The organism is Pyrinomonadaceae bacterium, from assembly GCA_036277115.1.
GTDB lineage: Bacteria > Acidobacteriota > Blastocatellia > Pyrinomonadales > Pyrinomonadaceae > UBA11740.
In genome coordinates, this window is record DASUNM010000023.1 from 629,009 (window position 1) to 655,657 (window position 26,649).

At 57.0% G+C, this 26,649-nt stretch carries 20 protein-coding genes and 1 tRNA gene; 7 read left to right on the forward strand and 14 right to left on the reverse strand.

Annotated elements, in window-relative coordinates; all coding sequences use genetic code 11:
* Window positions 1-17 precede the first annotated feature (17 nt).
* The 3 genes from VFX97_09680 to VFX97_09690 are packed head-to-tail and all read right to left on the reverse strand — an operon-like array spanning window position 18 to window position 2,721.
* Window positions 18-923: a 50S ribosomal protein L11 methyltransferase gene (locus VFX97_09680; GenBank protein ID HEX5703455.1), complete on the reverse strand. Its 906-nt coding sequence runs from the start codon at window positions 921-923 to the stop codon at window positions 18-20.
* Window positions 920-1,807 (reverse strand): GTPase Era, encoded by an 888-nt coding sequence (era, locus tag VFX97_09685; protein ID HEX5703456.1) that lies wholly within the window; start codon window positions 1,805-1,807, stop codon window positions 920-922. Before era ends, VFX97_09680 begins: the two co-directional genes overlap by 4 nt.
* Window positions 1,804-2,721 carry a fumarylacetoacetate hydrolase family protein gene (locus tag VFX97_09690; GenBank protein HEX5703457.1) on the reverse strand — a complete coding sequence of 306 codons (918 nt, stop codon included), beginning with the start codon at window positions 2,719-2,721 and terminating at the stop codon, window positions 1,804-1,806. The genes era and VFX97_09690 overlap by 4 nt, the downstream gene beginning before the upstream one ends.
* A 173-nt stretch (window positions 2,722-2,894) precedes the next feature.
* Here VFX97_09690 and VFX97_09695 point away from each other — a divergent pair, with 173 nt between their 5' ends.
* Window positions 2,895-3,383: a hypothetical protein gene (locus VFX97_09695; GenBank protein HEX5703458.1), complete on the forward strand. Its 489-nt coding sequence runs from the start codon at window positions 2,895-2,897 to the stop codon at window positions 3,381-3,383.
* A 266-nt stretch (window positions 3,384-3,649) separates the two neighbouring features.
* On the forward strand, window positions 3,650-4,414 hold the full coding sequence (locus tag VFX97_09700; GenBank protein HEX5703459.1) for a PAS domain S-box protein: 765 nt from the start codon (window positions 3,650-3,652) through the stop codon (window positions 4,412-4,414).
* Here VFX97_09700 and VFX97_09705 read toward each other — a convergent pair.
* Window positions 4,370-5,233: a YitT family protein gene (locus VFX97_09705; GenBank protein ID HEX5703460.1), complete on the reverse strand. Its 864-nt coding sequence runs from the start codon at window positions 5,231-5,233 to the stop codon at window positions 4,370-4,372. The genes VFX97_09700 and VFX97_09705 overlap by 45 nt on opposite strands.
* Window positions 5,234-5,692: 459 nt before the next feature.
* Between VFX97_09705 and VFX97_09710 the strand changes: the two genes are divergently transcribed.
* On the forward strand, window positions 5,693-7,336 hold the full coding sequence (locus VFX97_09710) for a putative porin (GenBank protein ID HEX5703461.1): 1,644 nt from the start codon (window positions 5,693-5,695) through the stop codon (window positions 7,334-7,336).
* A gap of 260 nt (window positions 7,337-7,596) precedes the next feature.
* A complete protein-coding gene (locus VFX97_09715; GenBank protein HEX5703462.1) occupies window positions 7,597-7,962 on the forward strand; it encodes a hypothetical protein in 366 nt (121 codons plus the stop codon).
* An 85-nt stretch (window positions 7,963-8,047) separates the two neighbouring features.
* Here VFX97_09715 and VFX97_09720 read toward each other — a convergent pair.
* A tRNA-Arg gene (locus VFX97_09720) sits at window positions 8,048-8,124 on the reverse strand.
* Window positions 8,125-8,225: 101 nt separating this feature from the next.
* Window positions 8,226-9,260, reverse strand: a complete 1,035-nt coding sequence (locus tag VFX97_09725) for a VWA domain-containing protein (protein HEX5703463.1) — start codon at window positions 9,258-9,260, stop codon at window positions 8,226-8,228.
* A gap of 251 nt (window positions 9,261-9,511) precedes the next feature.
* Here VFX97_09725 and VFX97_09730 point away from each other — a divergent pair, with 251 nt between their 5' ends.
* Complete coding sequence (locus tag VFX97_09730) at window positions 9,512-9,988, forward strand: hypothetical protein (protein HEX5703464.1); 477 nt, start codon at window positions 9,512-9,514, stop codon at window positions 9,986-9,988.
* A 45-nt stretch (window positions 9,989-10,033) separates the two neighbouring features.
* On the opposite strand, the gene VFX97_09735 is transcribed toward VFX97_09730, so the two are convergent.
* The 3 genes from VFX97_09735 to VFX97_09745 form a co-directional block, all read right to left on the reverse strand.
* A complete protein-coding gene (locus tag VFX97_09735; protein ID HEX5703465.1) occupies window positions 10,034-13,369 on the reverse strand; it encodes a S41 family peptidase in 3,336 nt (1,111 codons plus the stop codon).
* A gap of 188 nt (window positions 13,370-13,557) precedes the next feature.
* The gene (locus tag VFX97_09740) at window positions 13,558-13,839 is read right to left on the reverse strand and encodes an oxidative damage protection protein (protein HEX5703466.1); all 282 of its coding nucleotides are present in this window, start codon (window positions 13,837-13,839) and stop codon (window positions 13,558-13,560) included.
* Between the two features lie 99 nt (window positions 13,840-13,938).
* A complete protein-coding gene (locus VFX97_09745) occupies window positions 13,939-14,394 on the reverse strand; it encodes a peroxiredoxin (GenBank protein HEX5703467.1) in 456 nt (151 codons plus the stop codon).
* 215 nt (window positions 14,395-14,609) lie between these two features.
* Here VFX97_09745 and VFX97_09750 point away from each other — a divergent pair, with 215 nt between their 5' ends.
* Window positions 14,610-16,634, forward strand: a complete 2,025-nt coding sequence (locus VFX97_09750; protein HEX5703468.1) for a M12 family metallo-peptidase — start codon at window positions 14,610-14,612, stop codon at window positions 16,632-16,634.
* Between the two features lie 21 nt (window positions 16,635-16,655).
* Here VFX97_09750 and VFX97_09755 read toward each other — a convergent pair whose 3' ends face one another.
* Window positions 16,656-18,062: a hypothetical protein gene (locus VFX97_09755; GenBank protein HEX5703469.1), complete on the reverse strand. Its 1,407-nt coding sequence runs from the start codon at window positions 18,060-18,062 to the stop codon at window positions 16,656-16,658.
* A gap of 274 nt (window positions 18,063-18,336) precedes the next feature.
* Here VFX97_09755 and VFX97_09760 point away from each other — a divergent pair, with 274 nt between their 5' ends.
* Entirely contained in the window at window positions 18,337-20,361 is a 2,025-nt protein-coding gene (locus VFX97_09760) for a hypothetical protein (GenBank protein HEX5703470.1), read from the forward strand.
* Between the two features lie 12 nt (window positions 20,362-20,373).
* Here VFX97_09760 and VFX97_09765 read toward each other — a convergent pair whose 3' ends face one another.
* From VFX97_09765 to VFX97_09780, 4 genes are all read right to left on the reverse strand, one after another.
* Window positions 20,374-21,690 carry an aminotransferase class V-fold PLP-dependent enzyme gene (locus tag VFX97_09765; GenBank protein HEX5703471.1) on the reverse strand — a complete coding sequence of 439 codons (1,317 nt, stop codon included), beginning with the start codon at window positions 21,688-21,690 and terminating at the stop codon, window positions 20,374-20,376.
* Window positions 21,691-21,709: 19 nt separating this feature from the next.
* Window positions 21,710-22,654, reverse strand: coding sequence for a VWA domain-containing protein (locus VFX97_09770; protein HEX5703472.1), 945 nt, complete (start codon window positions 22,652-22,654; stop codon window positions 21,710-21,712).
* Window positions 22,655-22,760: 106 nt separating this feature from the next.
* Complete coding sequence (locus tag VFX97_09775) at window positions 22,761-24,206, reverse strand: MBL fold metallo-hydrolase (protein ID HEX5703473.1); 1,446 nt, start codon at window positions 24,204-24,206, stop codon at window positions 22,761-22,763.
* Between the two features lie 191 nt (window positions 24,207-24,397).
* A complete protein-coding gene (locus VFX97_09780; GenBank protein ID HEX5703474.1) occupies window positions 24,398-26,617 on the reverse strand; it encodes a penicillin acylase family protein in 2,220 nt (739 codons plus the stop codon).
* Between the last annotated feature and the right edge of the window lie 32 nt (window positions 26,618-26,649).

A 26,649-nucleotide genomic window follows, 5' to 3' on the forward strand; every position in this document is an offset into this window, starting at 1 on the left:
CTCTTGGGAAAGGGAAATCAAATCACCAGAGCGAGCCACTCATTGTCCTGCATGATTTCGTTTACCGTCGCGGCCTGCTCCAAAAGCCGCGCGTGCACCATCTCGAACTGGGTCTCAAGAATTCCAGACAGAACTAAGCGGCCGCAAGTGACTCCGAGCAATGCGGGCAGCAGATCGACGATCACCGGCGCCGTAAGATTCGCGCAAACCAAATCCGCTGAAGGTGTCTTTTCATCAATCGTTCCCACGCGGAAATCGATGTGCTCGCCCACCTGATTTAAATCGGCATTTTCTTTCGCGATCGCGATTGCATCGGCATCGGTGTCGCATGCCGTGATGGAAGGTAAGCCTTCCTGACGACCACCCCACGCGGGTTGCCCGCGTGGGGGCCCCGGTTGGTCGGGCTTCTGACATATCTTCGCGGCCGCGATGGCCAGGATTCCCGTACCCGTTCCGACGTCGAGGAAGCTTCCACTCGCGTAGTATTTTTCAATCGCTTTCAAGCAGAGCCGCGTTGTTTCGTGCGTGCCGGTGCCGAAAGCCATGCCGGGATTGATACGGATAAGGAGGTGATCATCAGCAGCAGGCGGTTCCGACCACGGTGGCGCAATGATGAATCGACCTACCTCGACTGGCCGCCAATGCTTCTTCCATTCAGACAGCCAGTCTTGATCGGCGATCACGCGCGTTTGAAATTCAATTAATGCAGTTTTGTCGAAGCCGTAGATTTGTAAAGCTGCAAGCACGCTCTCCTGCGCGGTATTTCCTGACTCAGGACTATCAAAGTACGCGGACACCCGCAGGCGGCCCTCTGCCTCGTCGGTCGTCTCAGTTCCAATCGCGCCGGCTTCCATCAGCCCGTACTCGGCTGCTTCGCGAGCATCGCTGATGACGATCGCATCCATGACCTGCCAGGTCTTCATGCGATTCCCATTTCGTTCAGCAGGCGCTGTTTGTCGCGCCAATCCTCTTCGACCTTGACGAAGAGTTGGAGATGACAGCGATGGCCCAGCATCTTCTCGATCTCTCCACGCGCGCGCGTTCCGATTTGTTTTAGCCGCTGAGCACCCCGGCCAATGATGATCTTCTTCTGTGAGTCGCGCTCGACGAAAATCGTGCAGTAAATCCTGGTGAAGTCTTCCCGCTCCTCCTCCCACCGTTCGGTCACAACTGCAGTGACATAAGGAATCTCTTCGCCAGTCGTTTCCAGGATCTTTTCACGGACGATCTCGGCCGCGAGTGCGCGCATTGATTGATCGGTGAACTCATCGTCCGAGAAGATGGGCCCGGCTTCCGGCAGGTTCTCGCTCATCTCGTGCAACAGTTGTTCGATCTGATCGCCTTTTAAGGCAGAGATTGGGACGATGGCTTTCCATTCGTGCTCTTTCTGGTATGACTCGATCAGTGGTAACAGCTGGGACTTGTCCGCCAGCTTGTCGGTCTTGTTCAGCAGGAGAATCGCAGCCTTCCCTGATTGCTTCACCAGATCAAGCACAAACCGATCGCCGTTTCCGGTCGCCGCCGACGCATCGCGAATCAGACAAACGACATCCACGCCGAGCAGCGCATCATGCACCGCAGACATCATCCGCCGGTTCAATTCGTATCCGGGTTTGTGCACGCCCGGCGTATCGACCAGGACAATCTGACCTGCGGGACGATTAACGATGCCGAGGATTTTGAAGCGAGTGGTTTGCGGCTTGTTCGAGACCGCCGCGATCTTTTCGCCGACCAGCCGATTGAGCAGCGTCGATTTGCCCGCGTTTGGCCGGCCGACGAGCGCGACGTAACCGGAATGGAAGTTCATCGTGGAGCCACGACCGGATTGCGCAGTGCGCCAAGCTTTTCCACGCGCACTTCGCATACGTCACCCGCCTTTAGCAGCACCGGCGGATCGCGGAAGAAACCAACGCCTTCGGGAGTGCCACTGGCGATGACGTCGCCCGGTTCGAGCGTGATGCCCTGCGAAATGTAAGAAATCAGGTAAGCAATGCTGAAGATCATCTTGCTTGTGTTGGAAGCCTGCGTGACTTCACCGTTATACAAGCCTTCAATCTTCAGGTTTTGAATATCCTCAATCTTGTCGCGCGTGGTGATGAAAGGACCCAGCGGCGCGAACGTGTCGAGGCCTTTGCCGCGCGTCCATTGTCCGTCCTTGCGTTGCAGATCGCGCGCCGTCACATCGTTCATCAACGTATAGCCGAAAACGTAGTCGAGCGCGTCGGCTTCGCTGACGCTTTTTGCGCTACGGCCGATTACAACGGCCAGCTCAGCTTCCCAATCGATAGTTTCGCTAACCGCCGGCAGCACAATCGGCGCGTTGTGCGCGCTCAAGGCATTCGAGAGTTTCGCAAAAATAAGCGGCGCTTTCGGAGGCTCGCCGCCACCCTCGATCGCGTGGTCGGCGTAATTGCGGCCAATTGCGAGAATCTTGCCGGGACGAACCGCGGGAAGAAACTCGATGTCTGCTTCGCTAAAACCAGCTACAGATATTCGCGAGCCGGTTTGAAGAGTAACGAGTGCCTCTAATTGTTCGACACCTTCCGCTCCCCGACTGATGACGTCCAGCGTGCTATTTGTTTCGAGCAACCAATCGGCGACTCTGGCGCCGCCGGATCGCTGGGCCCGCGCCAGCTCGGCAACATCGCAAACGACATCGCCAAGCAGCACCCCCACGCAAGGCTGGTCCCCGTTTTTGGGTTTGAATTGAGCCAGTTTCATTTCCGCGATCTCAGCATGATTGCCGCTCAGTTCACAAGTGTCAATTGGGTCTTTCGAGTGGATTGGCCCATTTGTCACTTTCAAATAACAGTGATAGCTTTCCGCTCCCCCTTGGAGAATCCGAAGACCGCGAACGGCATTAACCCAAATTCAATTTGAACGGGAGCATAACCATGAGAAGAATGCGAGCACTGCTGTTTCTGATACTGGTCGGAGGTATTTCGTCAGTGGCGTGGGGACTGTCGCCACAACGCGCCGAGACGCCCAAACTCAAGATTGACGGGCCTGGTGCGGTGACGGTTAACGGCACGTCCGCAATCAGCGGCGCGACAGTTTTCTCCGATAGCACGGTCACCACCGCAAAAGGATCCAGCGCCGTGGTCAGCCTGGGAAAACTCGGCAGGGTTGAGCTGAAGCCTGAGACCACCGCCAAACTGACTTTCACGGATTCCAATTTCAGTCTCACCACTGGTGATGGCCAGATAACAACCATCGGTGACAAGAAAGCCGAACTATCCATCGACACGAGCTGCGGTAATACTGTGGTGGCGGTGAAAAAGGGGCGCGTTGAATTACGCGCGGGTGATACGGTGAAGCAGATCGCCGCCGGCAGCCAGGACACCGCCGGCACGGCGAGACCCGGCTGCACTCCTGGCAGATAGCGCACGTTGCTTGCTGAAAATTGAAACTGGGCGCCCGGCACGATCGGTGTGGTCTTCTTATTCGAAGTCAGACGCTCGATCCAATTGAAGGACGTGTGCCCACCGCTTGATGGGTTTGCGCTCGCCTAACAATCCGACGCAGGCGCGCACGTTCAGTTCCGGACTACCGGCGCGGGATTGCTAACAACTTTACTAAACAGGCTTGCCAGTATTTTGCTATTATCTCGCCGCCCATGTCCGGCGCCGCGGCGGGCCCTTTGTAAGCAATGACCCCTTCTCACGATCACACTGCTCAGAAACCTCAGCGCGAAGCTGAACGGACTGAGTCACAACGACTGGCAGAGGTTGAAGCTGCCTTGCGCGAAAGCGAAGAACGCTATCGGGAGTTGTTCGAGCATTCGCGTGACGCGATTTACATTCACGACATGAACGGCCGCTATACTTCGGTCAATCACGCCGCAGAGGAACTGACCGGATACAGCCGTGAAGAGATTCTCGGCAAGCATTACTCGAACTTTGTGCGGCCGACGTACTTGAAAACCGTGCGCGAAAATTTCTGCCGCAAGCTCGATGTGCCGCTCGAGACGACGTACGAAACAGAGATTGCGTGCAAAGACGGGACCCGCAAGCCGGTCGAAGTCAGCAGCCGAATGATCTACCGGAACGGCGAGCCGGCGGGCGTGCAAGGCACGGTGCGCGATATCAGCGAGAAAAAACATGCCCAGCGCGCTTTACAGACGTATTCGCGCCGCCTGGTTAACGCGCAGGAGGCCGAACGCGAAAACATTATGCGCGAGCTGCACGACAACATCGGCCAGTCGCTGAAGGCCGTCAGCCTTAACCTCAAAGCGATACAAACATCCGGTGAAGTACACGAATCAGCCCTCTCGCGTCTGCGCGAAACCATCGACGTGCTTGATGGTGTTCTGCGCCGGGTGCGTGAATTGTCTTCTGAATTGCGCCCCGCAAACCAGGACGATTCGGAGTCAGTGAAAAATGGGCTTCTTTACCAGCCCGCCGTGAACATCTGATAAAGCCTGCATGGCAATGAATGCATCCGGATCGATTTCGGTTACGGCATTCTTGATTCTTGAGATCTCCAGTCGCGTGACAACGCAGTAGAGAATCTCCCGTTCTTCCTCAGTCCAACCGTGGGTCCCTAACCCGCCGGTGCTTTTGTAAACTGTAACGCCGCGATGCAGTTGGTTGATGATCGCGTCCTTAATCTCCTGGCTCTTTACCGAAACAATGGTCACGCCCCGGTATTCCTCGATGCCGTGAAGCAGGAAATCAATCGTCCGCGAAGCCGCGGCGTACGTCAGGATTGAATACATAGCTGAGTCGAGGCCGAGAAAGAAGGCAGCCGTCAGGAATATGAAGATGTTGAGGATGAGGATGACATCGCCAACATTCAGCAAGTTGCTGGTGCGGCTGACGAGGAGTGCGGCAATCTCAGTTCCATCCAAAACCGCTCCGCCACGGATGGCCATCCCGATGCCCGCGCCGATAAAGAAACCTCCGAAGACCGCCGTCAAAAGTTTGTCCGGCGTCACGTCGGGAAACTTTACGAATGCCAGCACCAGCGACAGCCCGGCGATCGACAGGACGCTCTTGATGGCGAACACGCGCCCGATTTGGCGATAGCCGATAGCGATGAAGGGAAGATTAATGACCAGGATCAGAATCGACAGGGGCAGATGAAAAATGTCCGACAGCAACATCGAAACACCCGTCACCCCACCGTCGATGAAACGGCTCGACAAAAGAAAGCCCTTCAGCCCGAACGCGGCCGAAAAGACGCCCCCGATGATCAGCGCAAAGTTCAGGACGCTCCTGCCAAACTTCTTCATTAGGCTTGAGAATAACGGGGTCAGCGCGAGGGCTCAAGCGTCGAACTGGCGGGCGGCTCTGCCGGCACCGGAACTTCGGTTGGAGAGCGCCACACCCAGACGGGTAACCCGCGGGAAAGGAAGGTTGACGCGCGCGGGAATTTTATTACAATACACGGCACTTGGAGTGAGGCTGAATGCTTTGCTCCCGCGCGATTACGCGCGAGAGAGCGGCGATGAGTGGGAGCATCGCCGCTTTCGTTTTAAATGGTCCTTTAGTTTGCAGGTTCCTTCTCGATCGTCGCATCCACCACCCACGCGGGCTGCCCGGTCCGCTCCCGGAACTGACTCACTTCGCCACCGTTAACGTCGAGTTAACTTCCGCTTCAAACACTTGTAACGCGAAATCAATAACCTGTAAGGTGCAATTCGAAAATCTTGCCTCGCTCGGAAGAAATGGAGTAACAAACCATGTTTAGAATGCGGCCTCTTTCTATCCCCGGCATGCTCGCGCTGCTGGTTCTTTTAGTTGTGCCGGTTTCGCATTACGCGCAAGCGGAAGTCGCGCGCGCCGGCAACGACCCGAATGTCCCGCCCACGGCAAAGCCCGACGCGGATATCGCGCACAAGCTCGAGCTGCTGGAAGAACAATTGCGAGCGCAAAACGGCCGCATCGATCAACTGACTGCTCTGATCGCTGAGCAGCAGCGACTGATTAATCAATTGGTCGCCGCGCGAGTCGCGAACACCACCACCGGCGCCGTCGATTCAGCGCCGGGCACAGTCGCCTCGGCGACGGAACCCACCATCTCGACGACCACCGATACGGCGGCCCAAAATCCGTCGGAAGATCGAATCAAGAAACTCGAAGAGCGCGTGTTGAAGTTTGGTCCGTTCCGATTCAGTGGTGATTTCCGATTGCGCTTTGACGGAACGTTCCGGCCAGCGGAACCGAACCCTCCCGCCGGATTCGCGCCGCTCACACACGTGCAAAACGTGCGCATGAGGTATCGTTTCCGCTTCAACTTCGATACTGACATCAATTCGAAACTCAGTTTTCACGGACAACTCTCGACCGGTGCGATCACCGATCCCCTTTCGGCGGATCAGGATTTCGCGCAGACCACGGTCAAGCATCCGTTCTTTATCAGTGAGGCCTGGATTGACTATCACCCGAACAAGTCGCTCCAGCTTCAGGCGGGACGCGTGCAGGAAATCTTTGCCGACAATTCGAAGTTCATGTTTGACGACGACGTGCGATTTAATGGGTTCAACGAGAAGTACATCTTCTTTTTCAAAAACAACAGCCTGAGAGTTTCAAGTTTGGAATTGCGTGCGGGCCAATACTTCCTGACGAACCCGAACGTGGCCATCGTGACCCCGGGAAGTCCTCTGGCGCAGGCGGGCGCCGTCATCGGTTCAACCGGTCGCGCCGCGCAACTGTTTCACCAGGGTTTATTGCTGAATCAGAAATACAACGATCGTTGGAGCTCGCAGTTCGGCGGCGACGTGCAGGTGTATCGAAATCCGAATCAGATCCAACTCCCATCGACCGCCAATGGCGTGGCCATCATTGTGCAAAACGGTCTGGGCATCGCGCTTTCCGGTCCCATATCGGGCACCGGCAATGCCACTACGAGCCCGGGCGGAGCGATCTACACGGCCCGCAATTTTCATATCGCGCGCCTCACGTACCGTTTGAACTGGGCTGGATTTTCAAAGGGCGGCCACGACTATCCCGTAACTTTCTATCTTCAGGGGTCGCGAAATGTCGGTATTGGCATGCCTGAACGCGATGCGATGCTGGCCGCGCTACAAGTCGGCCCCAGCCGCGCGACCAAGCGCGGCGACATGGCTTTCCTTTACTTGTTTTCAATCAAAGGCGCGAACGCTTTGATCTCCCAATTTACTGACAACGATTTGGGCACTGGAAGCGGAGTGAACATCCGCACGCATCACTTCCGTTTTGACTATGCAATCAATCGTAAAGTGTCCTGGCAAAGTCTGTTCTACATTCAGAACGAGCTGCGCAACAGCGGCCAGTTCCCGAACTTCTTCGTGCCGCTGAACGCTTTCACACCGCGACAATATCGCTGGCAGGAGCAACTAGTGTTTACTTTCTGATGGCGGTTGAAGTTGAACCGCGTCGGTGATATAAGGCGCAACAGCGAACGGCCCGACGCGTTCGCGAGCACGCTTCAGTCTCAAAATTTGAAGCTGTGCCTTGCGCTAAATCTTCGAGGATCAGGCGCGAGACTCGACGGCGGCGCGGAGTTTGTGGGGACTTCGCGCCGCTTTCGACTTTTCAGGCCAATTCTCCCGGCACAAAAGTGCAGAGTCACATGGGCAATCGTAATTGGCGAGCCAGGGTTCTACCGACTCTCATGATGGCGGGCGTACTCTCGCTGCTGCTCAGCCTGCTGCTCGGTGGATTTATCTTTTACCAGTGGGTGCTTGCTGTTGAAGCCAGCGCAGCGTCTTTGATGCTGCTTGTTTTTTACTTCCGAAATTATCACCACAGCACGCGCCGGTCTCAGTGGCCGCCGCTTCTGCCGCTGGCGCTAATCTTCGCGTCAGGCGGCGCGAAGAGCTTCTACGTCGCCACCGGCAAAGAAACGCCCTGGTTAGTCATCGGCATATTGTTGGCGGGGGTGTTCTGGCTCGCTCTCTCCTCGTGGCTAATATTACGCAGGCGACAACGCCTCAATCATCCGACGGACCTGGGCGACGGGCCGAAGCGACAAGGATGAGAACTCCGCGCGATTGAATCCGACGAGTCCTTACGCAGACTGGCGGTTACCAGAGTCGATTCGAATTAGATTATTGAAGTGATAATGGTGCACCCGGCACGACTCGAACGTGCGACCCCCTGATTCGTAGTCAGGTACTCTATCCAGCTGAGCTACGGGTGCGTGAAGGAATGAATGGAGTTTAAAGTCTCAGGTTTGAAGTTTCAAGTTAGTGCGTAAGACCACCCGGTCGCTACCGCTCCCGGTACTGACCAGCACGCCGATTACTTCGCGTAATACCCGGTCTTTGTCTTCGCAATTAGATCAGGTCGCGTGACGTCCACGCGGATCGCGCGCCACAGGCCGTCACGTTTGTCCGGGTTTGGTGCCTGATAAGCAATGCTGTAGAGCGTACGCAAGTGCGCCGCAAGCTCGGCATAGACTCTGGCCATTTGATCGAGACGCCGAATATCGCTGACCTGCCCGCCGGTGCGATCCGCCATCATCTGCAGACGCGTGCGCGCGGCCGAGTACTGCGCGATGATTCGCGGATCCGGAAGCGGCAGCCGTCTCGCATCGCCCGATGGCAGCGCTAAAGGAAAAATTGTGACACCCTGGCGATCGGCATCAGCCAAAACGGAAACCAAAGCCGAAGCGGCCTCTGGTTTGATCACGGTGCTTACTTCCACTTCGGTTGCTTTCGCGACCGCCGCGCGATCAGACTTGCGGACTTCCGTGTCCAGACCGTCTGTCAACGCCACGATCGCCTTGCGGCGCTTTCCCTCAGCGGCCAATTTCCTTAACGCCTCTTTTAATCCATCGAAGAGCAACGTATCGCCGGAGCCGCTGGCCAGCGTAATTGAGTACGCAGTTTTCTGACGATCGGTCGTGAAGCCCGACAACTCGCGCACGCCTTTGCCATTGAACACAATCACCGCGACGCGATCTTCGGGTGCGAGTGCATCCAGAAATCTGATCGCTGCCTGGTGAATCTGTTGGCGAAAGTTCACCGTCGAACCCGACATGTCCAGGAGCATCACCAGACTGAATGGTGACTGCGTCGGTTCGAACGCGACTATTGGCCGCTTAACATCGTCTTCGTAGATCGCAAAATCGCCCTGAGACAGCGAAGTGATCGCGCGGCCCTGCCGATCTACCACGCCGACGTTAAGTTGCACGACCGACGTATCGGTCTTGAGAATGTCATCCTGCGCCGAGACTGCCGTGGAAAAACCGAGGAAAACAGCCGCGCAAAATAAGGCGGTCAGGCCGAACCTGGCGCTGGCTTTGACTAAGTATGATCCCGAAAACACGAACATTTAGTTGAGTTTCACCCGATTTGAGTTCGCTGGGGTTTGCAGTATCCGATCTCGCGAGCGAAGTTTGCAACTGCGGTTGATCGGGCTACTGCCCGTTCAACGTTTTCGTTCCTGCGGAACTCAACCCACTTTTTTCACGAGCAGCTATAAACATTTGACGGCTCTGCGGCTAAGGCTAGCCACTTGTATTACCCCAACGCCCTGCGTCCACTCGCAATATAATCGCGTGCTCACTTCCAGAGGCTCCCACGATGAGCAACTCCAACTTCTGCAGAAACTGTGGTGCGCGGCTCATACGTAAAGGTTGGCGACTGTGGATACGCGGCGCACTCTGCGACGATTGCGCCCGCCGGCCAGGAGTTAACACGCGCAGCCGAGCAATCATCGTCATCGGTCTACTGGCCGCCGCCGCCTTTGCTTTCGGACGCTATCTGCGACCCTCGGCCCCGCCTTTGATCATTCAACGAGCCGCGAACTCGCCGCTGTCGGATGCGCCGCTCGATCTCAACTCACTCACAAAACGAGGCCCAGGCCCTTCAAACTCAAACGGGCCACCAACGTCTGCCGACGACGAGGCGACTTACATCTGCGGGGCGCGAACTAAAAAAGGCGCACCGTGTCGCCGCCGCGTGCATGTCGCCGGCGAGCGGTGCTACCAACATAAAGGCCGCACCGCAATGGTCGCACTGGAGAAACTAGTCATCGGCCCCGACGCCCCAAAAAAGTAGCCCGCGCGAAATGCATCACGCGGGCTATTAAGTGAGCCTTCACTGCTATCGAATCGTCTTGACCGGCGGCGCTTGTCTTGTCGGCAGCTTCACCGGGTTCTTCAGCTTCACCATTACTTCAGCGATGCCGCGTTCGAGTTGTGGATCGCGACCGGCAATCTCTGACGCCGGGTCATTGTCGACTTCGATGTCAGGATCGACGCCATAGCCTTCGATGATGTACTCGCCTTTCGTGTTTGCGAGCGCCGAGCCCGGCACAAAGATGTTGCCGCCGTCGATCAGAACGCCACGGTTTTGAATGCCGACAACACCGCCCCATGAACGCTTGCCGATTAGCGGTCCAAGGCCCGCTTCACGGAACATCCACGGAAAGATGTCGCCGTCCGAAGCCGAGTTCTGATCCAGCAACGCGACCATCGGTCCGATGAAGACTCCGTCAGGATACGTGTTGCCGATATCGTCGGTCCGCGCATAGTTGACGGCGAGCATCTTGCGCCGCAAACGCTCGATCAGCATGCGCGAAACGTTGCCGCCGCCATTGGCGCGCACATCGACGACCAGACCTTCTTTGTCGATCTGCGGGTAATACCACTTGATGAACTCGCGGATGCCCGCAGCGCCCATGTCGGGAATGTGAATGTAGCCAACGCGGCCGTTGCTCGCTTCTTCAACCTGCTTGCGGTTCTTCGTAATCCAATCGAGATAGATCAAATTACTCTCGTCGGTGATCGGACGATACGAAATCGTCCGCGCGCCGTCCATCACCGGGCGGCTGTTCACCGTCAGCGAAACCGGGTTGTCGGCTTTGTTGCGCAGCAGACGATAAATGTCGTCGTTAGCCTTAACTTCTTCCCCGTCGATCGCCAGCACATAATCGCCGACGTTGGCATTTATGCCGACTTCCGTCAGCGGGGAACGGTAAATGTCTTCTTCGTTTTGCCCCTGAAAGATTCTCGAAATGCGATAGCGTCCCGCCGCCTGATCAACGTCGAAGCGCGCTCCGGCCAGACCGACGCGCGGCCGCGGCGGAATCAAGAAGTCGCCGCCTTCGATATACGCGTGCTGCACGGTCAGCTCGGCAATCATTTCGCCGATGACGTAGTTCAGATCCGAGCGGTGGCCGACGTACTGGAGCAGAGGCTTGTACTGCTCGCGCAGCGCGACCCAGTCATAGCCGTGCATGTTCGGCACGTAGAAAAAGTCACGGTAGCGCCGCCAGACTTCGTTAAAAATCTGGTTCCACTCTTCAACCGGAACACGATCCACGACCAGCCCGGCAGTCGAAACCGGTTTACGCGTGCGGTCGCCCACAGGCGTCGCTTCGTAGATAGAAAAGCCCGGGCCTTGACGCGCCAGGACCTTCGAGCCGTCACGCGACATGGTGGCACCCCCGACGTCATCGATCAGGGTCGTCTCTCTGCGGTCTTTCAACGAATAGAGTTTGAGCTGCGCGGGACGATCACCCGGACGGCCGATGTAGCCGGCCGAACCCACGGCGTAAAGCAGAAAACCCGGTTTGGTGCCGAGCCCCCCGTAATTGTCAGCCCCGATCGGCGCCCGCACCACGCGATTCATGATGCCGTCGAAATCGATCGTCATCGCCTTTGGCTGGGGCGGCGCGGCGGGTTTCGGCGCATCGGCTTTCGGAGCTTCGGCTTCGCCTTCTTTCTTCGGCTCCGCCGGCGCGGCGCCTTCTTCTCGCGCCCTGGTCACTGCAACTTCATCGCTCTCCGGTGGAAACGGATGCTTCACGTCTTTACGCAAAGCCATTGCGTAAATATAGCTGGTGCGGTTCGTCGCGAAGTTGAATTCGATCTGCGAAACTTGCGGCGCGAATTCGTGGTCGCTCAGGAAGAAGAGATAGCTGCCGGTGCTGTCCCAAGCCGGACTGCCGGCGTTGAACATCTGGCTGGTCACGCGCGTGACTTTGTTGTCGGCCCCGTTCCAAATGTGCAGCTGCGCGAAGCCATTGCCATTCGTTGCCATGCTGAACGCGAGGTAGTTACCGCTCGGGGACCATGTGTAATCGCGAATCTGTCCACGCGGCGCGTCGATGATCTCGGTGATCTTCTTGTCAGCGAGGGTAACGACATAAAGCTTGCCGTCTTTGTCGCTGAAAGCGAGACGCTTTCCGTCGGCCGACCACTCCGGTTGATAACGCATCGCTTTGCCGCCGGTCGTGATCTGCTGTGGCGGTTTCAAGCCATCCTGCGCGATGACGTAAACCTCTTCTTCGCCGGTCATGTCGGATATGAAAGCTATCTGCGATCCGTCGGGCGACCAGCTGGGCCATTTGTCGTGCGCACCCGATGAATGCGTGAGATTACGCGTCGGGCCTTTCTCAATCGGCACCGTGAAAATGTCGCCGCGCGCAGACATCAGGGCGCGTTCGCCTTTCGGGCTCAATTCATAAGATTCAATGTTGCCTGCGGCTGAGACGCGACTGGGCCGGCGCGCTAAGCCATCATCGGGAACGGTGATCGAGATTGGCGCAGCTTTTCCGCTGCGCGTGTCGAGCACTTGCAGCTCGCCATTCATCTCGTAAACGATGCGATTCTGATCGTCCGCGCTGGGCCAGCGCACGTCCCAGAGCTTGCTGTGGGTAACCTGCGTCGTTTTGCCATTGCCGGTGTTGTAGGCGTACAGGTTGAAATGGCCGTCACGATCCGAATCGTAATAAATCGTGTCGCCAATCCACATCGGATCGCGCGTCGCGCGCGGGCCATCAGCGATCGACTTGGTGGCATGCGTCTTCAAATCGTAGATGTAGAGACGGTTCGCCTGACCGCCGCCGTAACGCTTCTCAGGACGAAAGTCGCGCGATTGCGGCGAGTAAACCATGCGCGTTCCATCCGGCGAGTAATCGCCGGAACCCGCTTGCGGCATCGGCAGAGCTTCCGCGGCGCCACCTTCAACTGAAACCGTGTAGAGCTTTGCAATCGGCAGCGACCATGAATCACGTTGCGACTTGAAAACGATGCGCTTGCCGTCGCGTGTCCAGCCGTAAACCTGATTGTCCCAGCCCCAGCGCGGAGTAAAAGGGCCCTTGGCCGGATAAAAAGTGAGCTGGCGCGGCACGCCGCCCACGGACGGCATGACGTACACCTGCTCGTCGCCATCGTACTGTCCGGTGAAAGCGATCCACTTTCCGTCCGGCGAGAACTTCGCGAACACTTCAATGCCGGGATGCGCCGTCAACCGAATTGCGCTCCCACCATTCGCGGGCGCGGTCCAGAGGTCGCCGGCGTAAGTGAAGGCGACGCGGTCGCCGTGCATGTCCGGGAAACGCAGCAGCTTTGTCTGTGCGGAAGCGGTTGTCGCTCCGATTAGTGCGACGAGAAGGGGAAGGAAGACGCGGATCGATACAAGTCGTTTAAGCAAGGGCTCTCTCTCCTTAACGGTAGTGTTTAGAGTACCAGCCTTAGCTGGGCCTTCGGTAAACCGACAAACTGCCCGACTAGAGTCGGTACTCTGACATCGTGTCGTTGATTTTAGTTTTCAAAAACGCGCAGGATGCTCAGGCTTCTTTACGCCCGGCAGGCAGGTTCGGTTTCAAAATGATTGTTAAATCACCACTTGATCGAGCCTTCTTTCGAAGTGTCGATCTGCGCTAGCTCATTCTCACCGTAGAAGAAGCCTTTCATGTTGTCCATCAGGAAGCCTTGCGCTTCAGGGTTCGTAAGATCCAAACCGTAATGGTTAATGATGCGGGTCTGATTCTGTAACCACTCAGCCCAACATGCCTGGCAAACTTCCTTGGCGACTTTCTGGCCAAGTTCAGTCGGGAGGGGCGCATAGCCGAGCGGACTGCGTTTCTGCCCGCAGCGGGCGCATTTGATTTCGTCTGGCATGAACTATGTACCTCGGCTGGGATTATCAGGTTTCAAGTTTCAGGTTTCAAGTTTCAAGCTCGCGGCTTCAACTTGAGACCTTAAACTTAGAACTTGAAACTAACCCGTTGCTGCGCGAATCGCTTTCAGCACATCGTCATCCTTGGGCCGAAACAATCCCAACGGGCGGACGTCGCGATGACGAATCGCGCCCTTCCCATCGATCACGAAAACCGAGCGGGCGACTTTTCCCGGCACCAGCGAGTTCGCCCCGTACATGTCTGCCACTTTTCGATCAGCATCCGAAAGAAGACGCAGCGGCAGATCGTGATGATCGGCGAACTTCTTGTGGGATTCGACGCTGTCAGTCGAGATGCCGACAACTTCCGCGCCGGTGGCCGCATAGTCGTCCCAACGGTCGCGCACAGAACACATCTGGCGCGTACAGACCGGAGTCTCGTCGCCGGGATAGAAAAGCAGCACGACGACTTTGCCGCGATAATCTGAAAGCCGCCAGGGCTTCCCTTCTCCGTCAGGCAGTGTGAAGTCGGGCGCGTCCGATCCTTCTTTGAGCATAGCTCAGACTTTAAGCGCCAAAGGCGGCTCTGGCAAACACAGGTCGACGTTACCTCGCACTTACTGATATTGACGTCTCGGGCCGTCGGTTATTAAGATGATCGAGCCCCCTGCTCCCCCGCGTGAGAATTCATCAGCAGATTGCGCGCCCCGAATAACTCCACACGCTGAAGTAACTCCCCCGTGAAATTAAGTCGCGGAAGCAAATCGTTTTTATGACAAAACCTCGCGTCGTTTTTCGATTGCCTATTCAATTGACGCTGGTACTTAGCCTGGTCGTTGCGTTTTCCGTGATCGACGCCTATTTGCCGGTGGGGGCGCAAACTAACAAAACGCATTACCGTCAGGACCTGGCGAGGTTTTTCTCAGAGCATGAAGAAGTTCAGCTTGATTCACGGTCTGCCGCCGAAGGTGTCAGACGGTTGGGGCGGTTGTCGCTGAAAACGGGCGCCCGCACTCTCGAAATTATGTTAACGCCGAATGACCTGCGCGCGCGCGGTTATCGCGCGGAAGAATTCTCGGCGGACGGGGTAACGCGGATTCTGCCAACGCCGCCGGTAGTAACGTACAAAGGAACGGTTGCGGGCTTACCGAACAGCGAAGCGCGCCTGACGGTTGAAGATGACAAACTTGAAGGAATGATCCTAACTGGCGATGACGTGTATTACATTGAACCAGGCCGCCGGTACTCTGCCGCCGCTCAGTCGTCTGATTACATCTTCTACCGCGCCGCGGACGTTCGTTCCGACAGTACTGTTTCGTGCCCGGATTCGCTTGGCGCACAGGTTAATCTCAGCGCAAAAGAGCTGATGTCTCAGGCCACTGTATCGTACGAGCACGCTTTTTCGCCGTTCAAGATCATCGAGATTGCCACCGAAGCTGACTTCGAATATACGAACGCATTGGGGGGATCGGCCGCTGCCAACAACAATATTCTGAGCATTCTGAACAGTGTCGAGGCCATTTACGAGCGCGACATCGGCTTAACGTTCACGGTTAGTGTCCAACACACCTGGACGAGCCCCGATCCATACAGCACGGCCGGTGCGCAGGCCCCGGCGGTCAACCTGCTGAACTCGTTTGCAGCCAATCATCCGTTTGGATCGGCGCAACGCGACGTGGCGCATTTATGGACCGGCAAAGACATAGGCGCGCCGAGCGGCATCGCCTTTCAAGGAGTGGTTTGCCGTAGTCCGGGGGCGGCCTACGGATTGTCGAAACTCCGATCAACTGATCCGTTTCCCGTGACAGTCCCTGCTCACGAATTGGGCCACACGCTGGGCGCGTCGCACGTCGATACCGTGGCGGGCTGCGAGAATTCAATAATGCTGGCAACGTTGACACAATCCAGCACCGCGTTCTGCAACTTTTCAATCAACGAGATCACCAGCTACGTCAACGCAAACGGATCCTGCCTAACCGATGCTCCCGCTAACCCGATTGACGATCCGACCTTTTTCGTGCGGCAGCACTATCTGGACTTTTTGAATCGTCCAGCAGATCAAAGCGGCCTCAATTTTTGGGTTAACAACATCACTAGCTGCGGTAACAACGCTGGTTGCATCGAAGTAAAGCGCATCGATACTTCGGCAGCCTTCTTTTTCGCGATCGAGTTTCAAGAGACGGGTTATTTGGTCGAGCGAACATATAAGACCGCCTATGGTGATGCCCCCGGGTCTTCGCAGCTTGGTGGCGTTTTGCACACCATCCCGGTTCCTATCATTAGATTGTCAGAGTTTCTTCAAGACGTTTCGCAGATTGGAAATGGCGTGGTGGTGCTTCAACCGGGGTGGGAGCAGAAACTCGAAAGTAACAAGGTCGCCTACTTCAACAATTTTGTCTCGCCTAACAACGGCGCCTTCACTCAACGATACCCATCAACCATGCCGCCACCTGATTATGTGTCGCGGCTGAATGATAATGCGGGCCGACCGCTGCCGACTACAGAACTCGCGACTTTAACTGCCGAGCATACGGCCGGAGTGAAAAACCGCGCCCAGGTTCTCAGGCAAATTGCAGAGCACCCAAACCTGGCAACCGCAGAACGCAATCGAGCATTCGTGTTGATGCAGTACTTCGGATATCTGCGGCGAAATCCTAATGATGCACCGGACACCGACTACACGGGATACGAATTTTGGCTGAACAAATTGACCCAGTTTGGCGACTACCGCTCGGCCGAAATGGTGAAGGCGTTCCTCAGCTCAACTGAATACCGAAGAAGATTCGGCCCACCATAGTCCTTCAATCGTCAGTAAAAACTATGAGGCCACGGCGGTCTGAGGATAATTTGCTCCCAATTTCGCCGCATCGCCTTCCGCAAGCGTGTTTACCAATTCCTGGTGGAAATAGTCGTGCAGGGCGGCGACTGGAGGGGCGACTCGTTTGTCGTACATCTGCCGCGAGCGATCGATGTCGTCACGAAGGCGGTCGTAAATGTCGCTTTGATTACGCCCCTCGCTGACCTTCTGTTCGTTATAGAGCTTGATCTCGGAGACCAGCAAGCGCGCGAAGCGGCGCGCGTCGTTGTGCAGACGGCGCTCTTCATCGTTGACTTGAACCGGCAAGTCAGCCTCGGGCATGCCGTAGCGACGCGACCGTCCCAGCGGTGTGCTGTATTGCTCGCTGAACACCGGCGTTGCGACTGGTGTCTCGGGCGGCGGAGGCGGCGCAATCGATTCCTCACGTGGAGCAATTTCCGGCTCCGGTGCAGCTTCAACCGCAGGCGGTTCAAGTTCCGCGGTCTCAGCCTCTGATACGGATGGTTCTTCGGTCGATGCTGCAGGCGCCTGAGCTTCGACCTGCGGAGTCGGCTCTGTTTCAACGTGAGCAACGTATTGGGTTTCATCCCGCTCCGGTTCGGCTTGAGCCGTTTCAGCCGGTGCGGCCGGCGCCGGCTCAGGTTGCGCAGCTTCGACTGCGCGGGTGACTGGGGCGGGACGTGTCGCGCGCGGCCCGGCTAACTCAACGGCCATGCCGGCAACCTGCGTTAATACATCGAGCGCGTCCAATTGGATAGCGTCTTGATGAGGCCACGCGGAATCTACGTAAAGGACGCCAACGACTTTTCCGCGGACCGTCAGCGGCAGAGCCGCGAGCTGTTGTGCATCGCCACCAAGTTGTTTGACTAAAAGGCTGTCTTCGGCGCTCGTTGCCGACGCCGTTTCTGCGGAATTGGATCTGAATGTCTGACTAACGACAGTATTGCCGTCGAGCGGCACCGCCACCGACACCGGCTTCAGATTGCCCGAGTCGCTGGCCTCGCTCATGCGCCATCCGATGGCCTGGTCGTTCTTAATGACGAATAGCACGGCTCGATCCGCGAACTGAGCTGCGTTACGCAACAGACTCGACAAGACATTGCTCTGCGTCTGCTGGTCCTTGAGCTCATCGACACCGCGTCTGAGCCCCGAAAGATCCGCGGGCCCGGCTGGTACCGCTGCCGCGGCACTCAGTTTCTGGTCGCGTGCCGTTTGCAGATGCGCGCTTATCGCCGAAGACAATGGCGTGTCCTGGACAGGTGAACTGGCCGCCGCGTCGCGCGCGTGCGTCAATGCCTCGTGGAAATCGGACTGTAGCTTCGCGAGCTGCTCGTCTATCGATCTCAGTCGGTCGTCGAGGTAGGTCTGAATTGATTCGAAGAGGCTGTTTTCCAATTCTTTGCTCACTGCGGTTGATCGTCCTCCGTGGGCCGGCTCTGGTGCCGTGCCGCGAAGATCGATTATGGAGGCCGCCAGGAAGGAACGTCAAGAAGGTTTTTCACCTCCCCCTATCGCCACCGCGCTCGAACTGTAAAACGGGCGAACCAACCGTAAGCCCAAAGGCAATAGAGATTGTTTGCCCGTGGCGGTGTATGGTAGCCTCTACGCGTTCGTAACAATTAGATCCGCCGAAGCCTGTTCGTGGTTTTGCATTAGTCGCTCGCCCTTGAAAGGATCCGTAATGAATCAACTTTGGCTGGCTGTACGTGTAGTGCGCTCGATCGCCCTCGCCGTCGCAATCGTCTGCGTGGGCATGGCATCAACCGTCCTTGCGCAGAACGCAGATTTGAGCGTGAGTAAGAGTGGCCCGAATACAATTGTTGCGGACACTGATGCCGAGTACACGGTCAGCGTGTCGAACTTTTCAGGCGATGTCTCTACGCCGACGAACACGCTGACCGACACGTTTCCGGCTGAATTAACGTTCGTGTCTGCAGTCATTCCAGATGGTTGGACGTGTACTACGCCGCCAGTTACCGGCCCAAATTCAATTACTTGCACCTCAGAGACCGCAATTCCGGATGAGAGTTCGATCATTTTCACTTTCACCTTCCACGTCGGCTCCGATCTTTTGCTTGGCACACAGGTAACTAATTCCGCCAGTATTTCGCATGAAGGTTCGGACGGAAATACCGAGAACAACAACACCATGTTCATGTCAGTTGTTGGTACGCCACCGCCGCCGCCGCTTGAAGCCAGGGAGGTTCTGATTAGCGAGTTTCGTTTAGCAGGCCCGGGCGGATCCGAGGACGATTACATCGAGCTCTACTGTAATCGCGACACTAATTGCGACATCAGCGGTACCGCTTTGCGCAGTTATGATCCGAACCAACAGAGCGATTTCTCGTTGACGTTTCCTGGCCAAACGATCATTCCGGCCCGGCACTATCTCTTAGTCGCCGACAGTCGCGGCTACACCCTGGATAGTTATGGGTTTCCAGACTTTGACGTGGCTCTTATGCAACCGCCCGAGCCGGAGCCGGCCTTTTACTTCTATGACAACGAAGGAATTCAACTCATCGGCGCGGACGAGCCCATCATCATTGATTCCGTGGGATTCATAGGCGGAGGTAACCAGGAAACGTACGTGGAAGGAACTGGCTTGCAGAAGTCAGGTGGCATCATGCCTTTCCGTCCTGCCGATCAGTATGCTTACGTGCGAAAGCGCACCATGGCGACCAACGGTCTGCCTCAGGACACCAACAATAACGCTGACGATTTTGTCCTGGTATCGGTCACGGGGGATCCTCATCCCGGGATCACCAATCCACCCGTGCTCGGCGCACCCGGTCCTCAGGGACTTCTCAGTCCACTCAGCTTTAACAACACGCAGATAACCGCGGGGCTGACGGATCCGACCAAGTCCAAAGAAGAAGATCCGAATCGCGTACGCGTGGGGGAAGGAGACGCGGGGACGTTGTCGCTCCGCCGCAGCTTCACCAACAACTCGCCCTTCGATGATTTCTTCTACCTGTCCTTCCGCGTAATCGAAACCAGCACGCTCAATTCACCGAACAACCTCGGTGAGACTCAAGCCGACCTGCGTTTGATTTCGTCTGAAGAAACATCCGCTGACGTGCCAAGTCGCGGCGGGACGATTCCGATTTGGGGCACGGTGCTGGAATACGACAACAACCTGTGCGGGTGCGAACCACAGCAGCCTAACGGCGGCGGACTAAATAGCACGGTCTACGTTGAGCCGGGTGAAGGAAGCGAAGGGTTTCCCTCAACTTTCGACGTCCAATTCCTGTTCAACGTCAACAAAGCCGGCGCTTACCGGTTCTTTGTGTACGTGGAAGCAATTCCTCTGGAGATATTCGATATACCGGCGACCGAGTTGGCGTCAACGCCCGGTCGAACCCGCGCGCAGCGCGCCCGATCCAAGACGGCAACGCCGCGCAAATTCGCCAGCGCAAAGCGACAGCAATTAACCTCCACGAAACAGACGCTGCGAACACCAGTCTTAAGGCCAATGACAGGGAGCAGCGCGACTCCGGCAACTTCGCCGGCAACTTCGCCCGCGACTTCGCCGGCCATTCCTCCGGTCACGAGGCTCGCGCCGCGGGTCATCATCATCAACCGAGGGATCGCGGAAGGCGAAAAGAAGCCGCGCAAGAAGAAGCGTGTGAGAACAAAGAGCTCCGCGGCTCTGAAAAAGCAAGCTGAAGAAAAATTCGCAACCGCGGCTGAGAAGCCACAGAACTAAACGGGCGGCGAGCTAAGCGGGCAGCCCTTTGCGCGCGATCTCAGCCATCACTCCGCAGAACCGATCGAGTTCGTTCAGCGTGGTGTAAAGGTTCGGCGTGATGCGCAGGCCCTGAAACTCCTCGTGGACAATGGGCGTCGTAAAAATGCGGAGCTTGTTGAATAGATAACTCCCAATCTTCACTGGATCCAATCCTTCAATCTGCACGTTCGCGATCGCGCACATCTGCGCGGGCTCAAATGATGTGTTGAAGCGAACTCCGGGAATTCCTTTGAGTTGATTCATCCAATAGTGGGAAAGATAACGCAGGCGCGCTTCCTTCCGTTTGCCGCCGACGCCGTTGTGAAACAGCATCGCTTCGCCGATAGCCAGACGCGGCGCCGCTGAATGCGTGCCGACTTCTTCAAACTTGCGGATGTCAGTCTTCTGCTTTTCTTCGGCCGGGAACAGCGGCCAGATCTTCGCGATCTTATCGCGCTTCACATAGAGCATGCCGGTGCCTTTCGGCGCGTACAGCCACTTGTGAAGCGAAGTGCCAAAATAATCGCAGTTCAAATCCGCCTGCTTGAAATGAAACTGGGCGAATGAATGCGCGCCGTCAACGATCGTTTCCACTCCGCGCGCGCGCGCCATTTCGCAGACCGCTTTGACCGGTGTAATTTGCCCGGTGAGGTTCACCTGATGCGAGATTTGAATCAGGCGCGTGCGCGGCGTGATGGCGCGCGCGAAAGCCGACGTAATTTCTTCGATGTTCTTCGGCGGGATCGGAATTTTGATCACGCTCAGCTTAATGCCTTCACGTCTTTCGCGCTGACGAATCGTGGTCAGCATCCGCGGATAATCCTGCGTCGTGGTCAGGACTTCATCGCCTGATTTCAAATCAAGCCCAAGCAGCAAGGTCTCGAGCGACTCAGACGCGTTCCGCGTGATCGCGATCTCTTCACGGTCACAGCCGAACAATTCGGCCAACCCGGTGCGGATGGTTTCCGATTGCGGTTCGAGGATCTGCCACATCGTGTAGGCAGTGGCGTCTTCCTGCTGCCAAATGTATCGCACCAGGGCTTCCGTCACGATCCGCGGGCTGGGACTTACCCCGCCGTTGTTGAGATTGATGATGCCGCGGGTAACTGAGAATGCATTTTGAATTGTTGACCAGTAATCTTCATTCATTGCCGCCTGCTGCGGCGTCAGGTGCGCGACCCTCGTGGTCGCCGCGGTGACGCTTTTCAGGAGGCTACCGACCGTGGTGGACGAAAGCGCGGCGAGGCCGACGCCTTTGCCGGCAAGCGAAAGAAATCGGCGGCGGCTGGTTGAGTCAGAAACAAACATGTGAATAAAGAACGAACGGTTAAGGCGCCGCGAGGACGGGCCGGACGATCACTTTTCGTTTTCCTGGGTCCGCCTGTCCGACCCACTTCACCTGAACTCTTCGTTCCAGCCCCGCGGCTTTATCACTGGCAACGTACCCAACTGTGAACTGGGTGTGCAGATCGCGCGCCACTTCGCGCGCTGCTTCGGGCAGGCCCGCAGCCGACGCTGGAAAGAATGCGCGCCCGCCACTCTGTTCGGCCAACCCGTTAAGCAGCGACATCGCCTTCGAACCAGACGATTGCAAGCCCGAAAACTTTGTCAGTCCGAGCACGAAAATCTGCACATCGCTTTGCCGCGCACGCGCCAGAATCGCTTTCGCATCTTTAATTTTGCTGTCACGGTCTTCGCCGTCGGTCACCAGCACCAGCACGCTGCGCCGCGCCTTCGCATCGCCCGAACGATCTTCTTCCAGGTACGACAGCGCCTTGTCGAGTGCGTCGTGCACGGCGGTCTGTCCACCTTCGACGTAGATGTCATCGAGCGCGTCGCCGATAGATCCGAGATCACTAGTCATTGGTTCCTTGATCTGAAACGTCTCAGGCCCGACAAAGCGCGCCACGAAGCCCTCGTCACCCGGCTTCATGCCTTCGGCCGCAAGTTTCGCCGAGTCGATTAGGTAGTTCAGAATGCGCCGGACGGATCCAGAGGCGTCAATCACAAAGCCAACCGTCAGTGGCCGCTCATCCCGGGCGAAATGCGTCAACGTTCGTGCCGCTCCATTTTCGGTAACCTGCAGGTCTTCCTGGCGCACATCATCCGCCGCACGATCCAAAGGGTCCGTCACGATGACGTTGAACTTAACCAACGTATCGGAGGATGGCGCTGCGGGTGCGGCTTGCGCGAAGACACGGGAAAGGGAAATTAAAAGGATGACGAGTAGCGAAATTGGCTTGATGACTCCGTAGAATTGAGAAGTTGTCATTCTCATTTTGCGCCCGACTCGTGATGGATGGCAGCTGCGCTATTGCCCCTCCCCGCGCGCGGGGAGGGGTTGGGGGTGGGGTTAGCGTCGGCACCCACCTCTCCGCCTAACCCCTCTCCGCTTGCGGAGAGGGGGAAGCGGCTGCCGCGGTTCCAGGCATTTCGACTTCGTAGCCGGCTTTGATCCATGCGTTGGTTCCGCCCGTCACGTTCAGCAGGTTTGTAAAACCGAGCGACTGCATGATGCTGGTCGCCGCGCTCGAACGATAACCGCCCGCGCAAATGACCGCGGTTTTTCGGGAAGGATTCAGATTCAGCTTCGGCAGCGTCTCGCGAAGATTTGCCAGCGGTGCAGTCGCGGCTCGTGGGGCATGGCCTGACTCATATTCACCGCCCCGCCGCACGTCGATCACCTGAAGATAGTTATCGTTCTCGATCAGCTCTTTCAGTTCCGCGACCGTAATTTGCGGGACGGTCGCGACCTCGAATCCAGCTTCGCGCCACGCCTGAACTCCTCCGGCAAGATAACCCTTCACGTTTTCCAGACCGACGCGCGCCAGGCGACATTGCGCTTCGTTGGCCTTTTCTTCTGACTCAGCAACGATCACCACGGGCGCATCAAACGAGATCAAAGTTCCGGCCCACGAAGCGTATTGTCCGCCGAGCCCAATGTTCAATGAGCCGGGCAGGTGACCAGATCCAAAATCAGCAGCCGATCGAACATCAAGGACCACACCAGCCTGCTTCGCATGTTGCAAAACATCCGCCGCCGATAACGGCGACAGCGGCGGAAGCTCAGTCAACGACGACGCGCCAGTGCGATTGATCTCGGCATCTTTCGGAAAATAAGCCGGGGCTTCAGGCAAGTCCGCCGTCATCATGCGCACGAATTCATCTTTTGTCATCGGCTGGAGCGCGTAGTTGAACTTACGCTGTTGACCAATGGTCGAGGACTTTTCGCTCGACAAATTTTTTCCGCACATCGAACCCGCGCCGTGCGCCGGATAAACTTCAATCGCGTCATCCAATTTTAGAATCTTGTTGTGAAGCGTGTCGTACATCATCGCCGCCATCTGCTGCGGCGTGAAACCCAGGCCGCCGGCGAGATCGGGACGACCCACGTCGCCGACAAACAACGTGTCACCGGTCAGAAGCCTCTGCGGCTCTCGGGCGCCGTCGCCCGCATCCGCTTCCGTCACCAGCAAGCAAATACTCTCCGGCGTGTGCCCGGGAGTTTCAATCACGCGCAACTTCACGCTGCCGATACTTACCTCGTCGCCGTCTTCCACGGCCCGATGGGGGAATGTGGCGCCGGCTTTTTTGCCGAAAACGATTTCCGCCCCGGTGCGTTCGGCTAGTTCGCGATGACCGCTCACAAAGTCAGCATGCAGGTGTGTTTCGATGACGTACTTAATCTTTAAACCCTGGGCCGCCGCTTCAGCGACGTACTGCTCAACATCGCGTTGCGGATCAACGACGGCGGCTTCACCGTCCGAGCCAATCAGGTAAGACGCGTGCGCCAGACAGCCGAGATAGAATTGCTTGAAATACATGGAAATTCCGAGCGGGCTTTAAGATCGCCACAACCTTTGAACGCGTTTACAAATACCGCGACGCGTAGCTGCTGTCAAAGTCGACACGTGTCAGTACCCGGAGCGGTAGCGATGGGATCAGGACACAAGTTGCCTCTCGATCCGGTCGCTACCGCTCCCGGTACTGACACGCTGCTGGACGCTTCCCGACCTCATTTTTCGCCCGGCCGGTACCTCGAGACAGCTTGCGCATCGACGTCCGCCTTCGTAAAGGCCACCTTCTTCAGTTGACCTTTCGCGAACATCTCGGCCTGATCCGCAAACCAGCGTGACTCTCGGCGCGGGCTCTGCCCGTATGCCAATACGGACAAAGCGCGCGGGACTTCTCCGAACTCCACGGCAAGCACCCAGCCGTCGCCGCCAGTCACCGCGAGTTTTCCGTCCGTATCCCTGGCAAACGCCAACGCCCGGAAACAACCTAACGAACCGGCGCAACCTCCCACCGGAACGTCAACGTTACCGCGTCTGACGCGATGGACGTCGCCCCAGGCCACGTCAAAACTTCCATACCGGCGCGCGGCTTCTGCCACCGCCCAGTTGAAAGACTCAACGGCACGAACCGGGTCCGCCAACCCGCGCGGCGTATTAAATGGATCGGTCGCAGTCCAAACTTTCGCGAAACGTCTTTCATCAGGCAAAGGCGTGCGGTTCGGTGGGCGCAAACCTGAATACTCAGCCCACCACAGTTCGAAGAGCGTGGCGCCTTTGCTCTCAGGCGCCGCCGTATTGTCCCAGCGTTCGAGCAAAACGATTGCTGCCGCCACGTCGCCCGTCGGCTCTTTCGACTTAACCGCCGCAATCAAATCCGCTTTCACGCGATCGGCCAGCAACATCCGATAACTATGCTTCAGCCGCACCACGTCCTCGAGACTTAACTTCTCGTCGCCGCCGATTAGCTGAATGGCCAGTTGGCCCCGCAAAGACAGATCCGGCTTTTCAAAATTCGGAAAAGCGTTGCTGGTATCAACCGGACCTTTGACGTTCGTGAAGTGCGGCGAATCGTTTTCGTTGTGGATGTACCCGCCGCGGGGATTGAGAACTTGCGGCAACGACTCAAACGGAACATAACGAGTCCAGATATCGCGCATGGTGCGCGCCGGGGTCGCCAACGCATCGCCGCCCGTCGGATGCGGTAAGTGGGGCAAGGCCGCATTCCAAATGAAGTAGATGTTTCCGGCGCGATCGGCGTATGTAAAGTTTGAAGTCACGCGCGCGCGCATTTTCATCGCTTCCTTCCATGCGTCCAGGGAAGACGCGCGCATCATTCGCAGAAACTGTTCGCCCGCGCGAAACTCTCCATCTCCGCCGGTCTTAACGATGTAGATCTTTCCATTAGCGCGATAGATCACGGGCCCGAGCGGCGTTGACCAGAACTCGCGTGTCTCAGTCGAAAGACCTTCGCCATTTCGAAATGTCACCGTCCTCAGCTCGCGGGTCAGCGGCAGCGAAGCGCCGTCGAACAGGTAAGAATCCGCGGTTTGCGGATCAACATCGAGCGCGTAGACCTCGGCCAGATCTTGTGTGTTGTTGGTGGTCGACCAGCCGAGATGGCGATTGAAGCCGCCTACGACAATGAATGGACCGCCAATCCGAAAGTCGCCATAGAAATCGACGACCCCGGGAACGGTGAAATGCGCTTCATAGTAGCCCGCCGTCCACATCAAGTGAGGATTCCGCAATAGGATCGCTTTGCCGGATTTCGTCCGGCTGGGAGCGAGTGCCCACGTGTTTGATCCTTCGTCCGGGTTTTTCTCGGGACTTTCGTTTGGGCGATTGCGCGGGGCTTCAGGCGTAGGCGTGGGCGTGGGCGTCGCCGGCGGATTGATCTTCGCGAGAAATGCTCTCGCTTTTCTGAGCGACGGGCCAGCGGCGTCGATTGCGGCCACGTCATAACCACTGAAGTCTTTAGGCATCCGCGCTGGAAACTCACTCGGATGCAACTCGATATACCGATTCAATCCAGCCGCGAAGCCTTCGTAGACATCGCGGGTCTCCTGATCGAGCAGGTGATAAGTTTGAATCACTCGATTCCGCAACGGCAGGGCCATAAAATCAGATTCGATGCCGGCGTAGCCGTTGACCAGCGCCAACTGGCCACGCGCTTCCAAAGCATTGAAAGCGGTCCGAGACCCGTAATCTTCAGATTGGAGCCACGCGAGCGCGTAACCAGCCGCGCGCAAATTCTCAGCGCGGATGTGCGGAACCCCATGCGACGTGCGAATGATTTCAACCTGCCGCCAGAGTTGGGTTGCCGTCGACTGATCGATCTGAGGTTGAGCACTGCTCGGAGTCGCCTGACCTCGGGTAGTTCGAGTGAAGAACCCAACGGCGACCAGGCTCAAGATCAGGCAAACTGACAGAAGCTTTTTCATAAGGAGCGCGAGAATGCTCTTGGTTTTAAAGG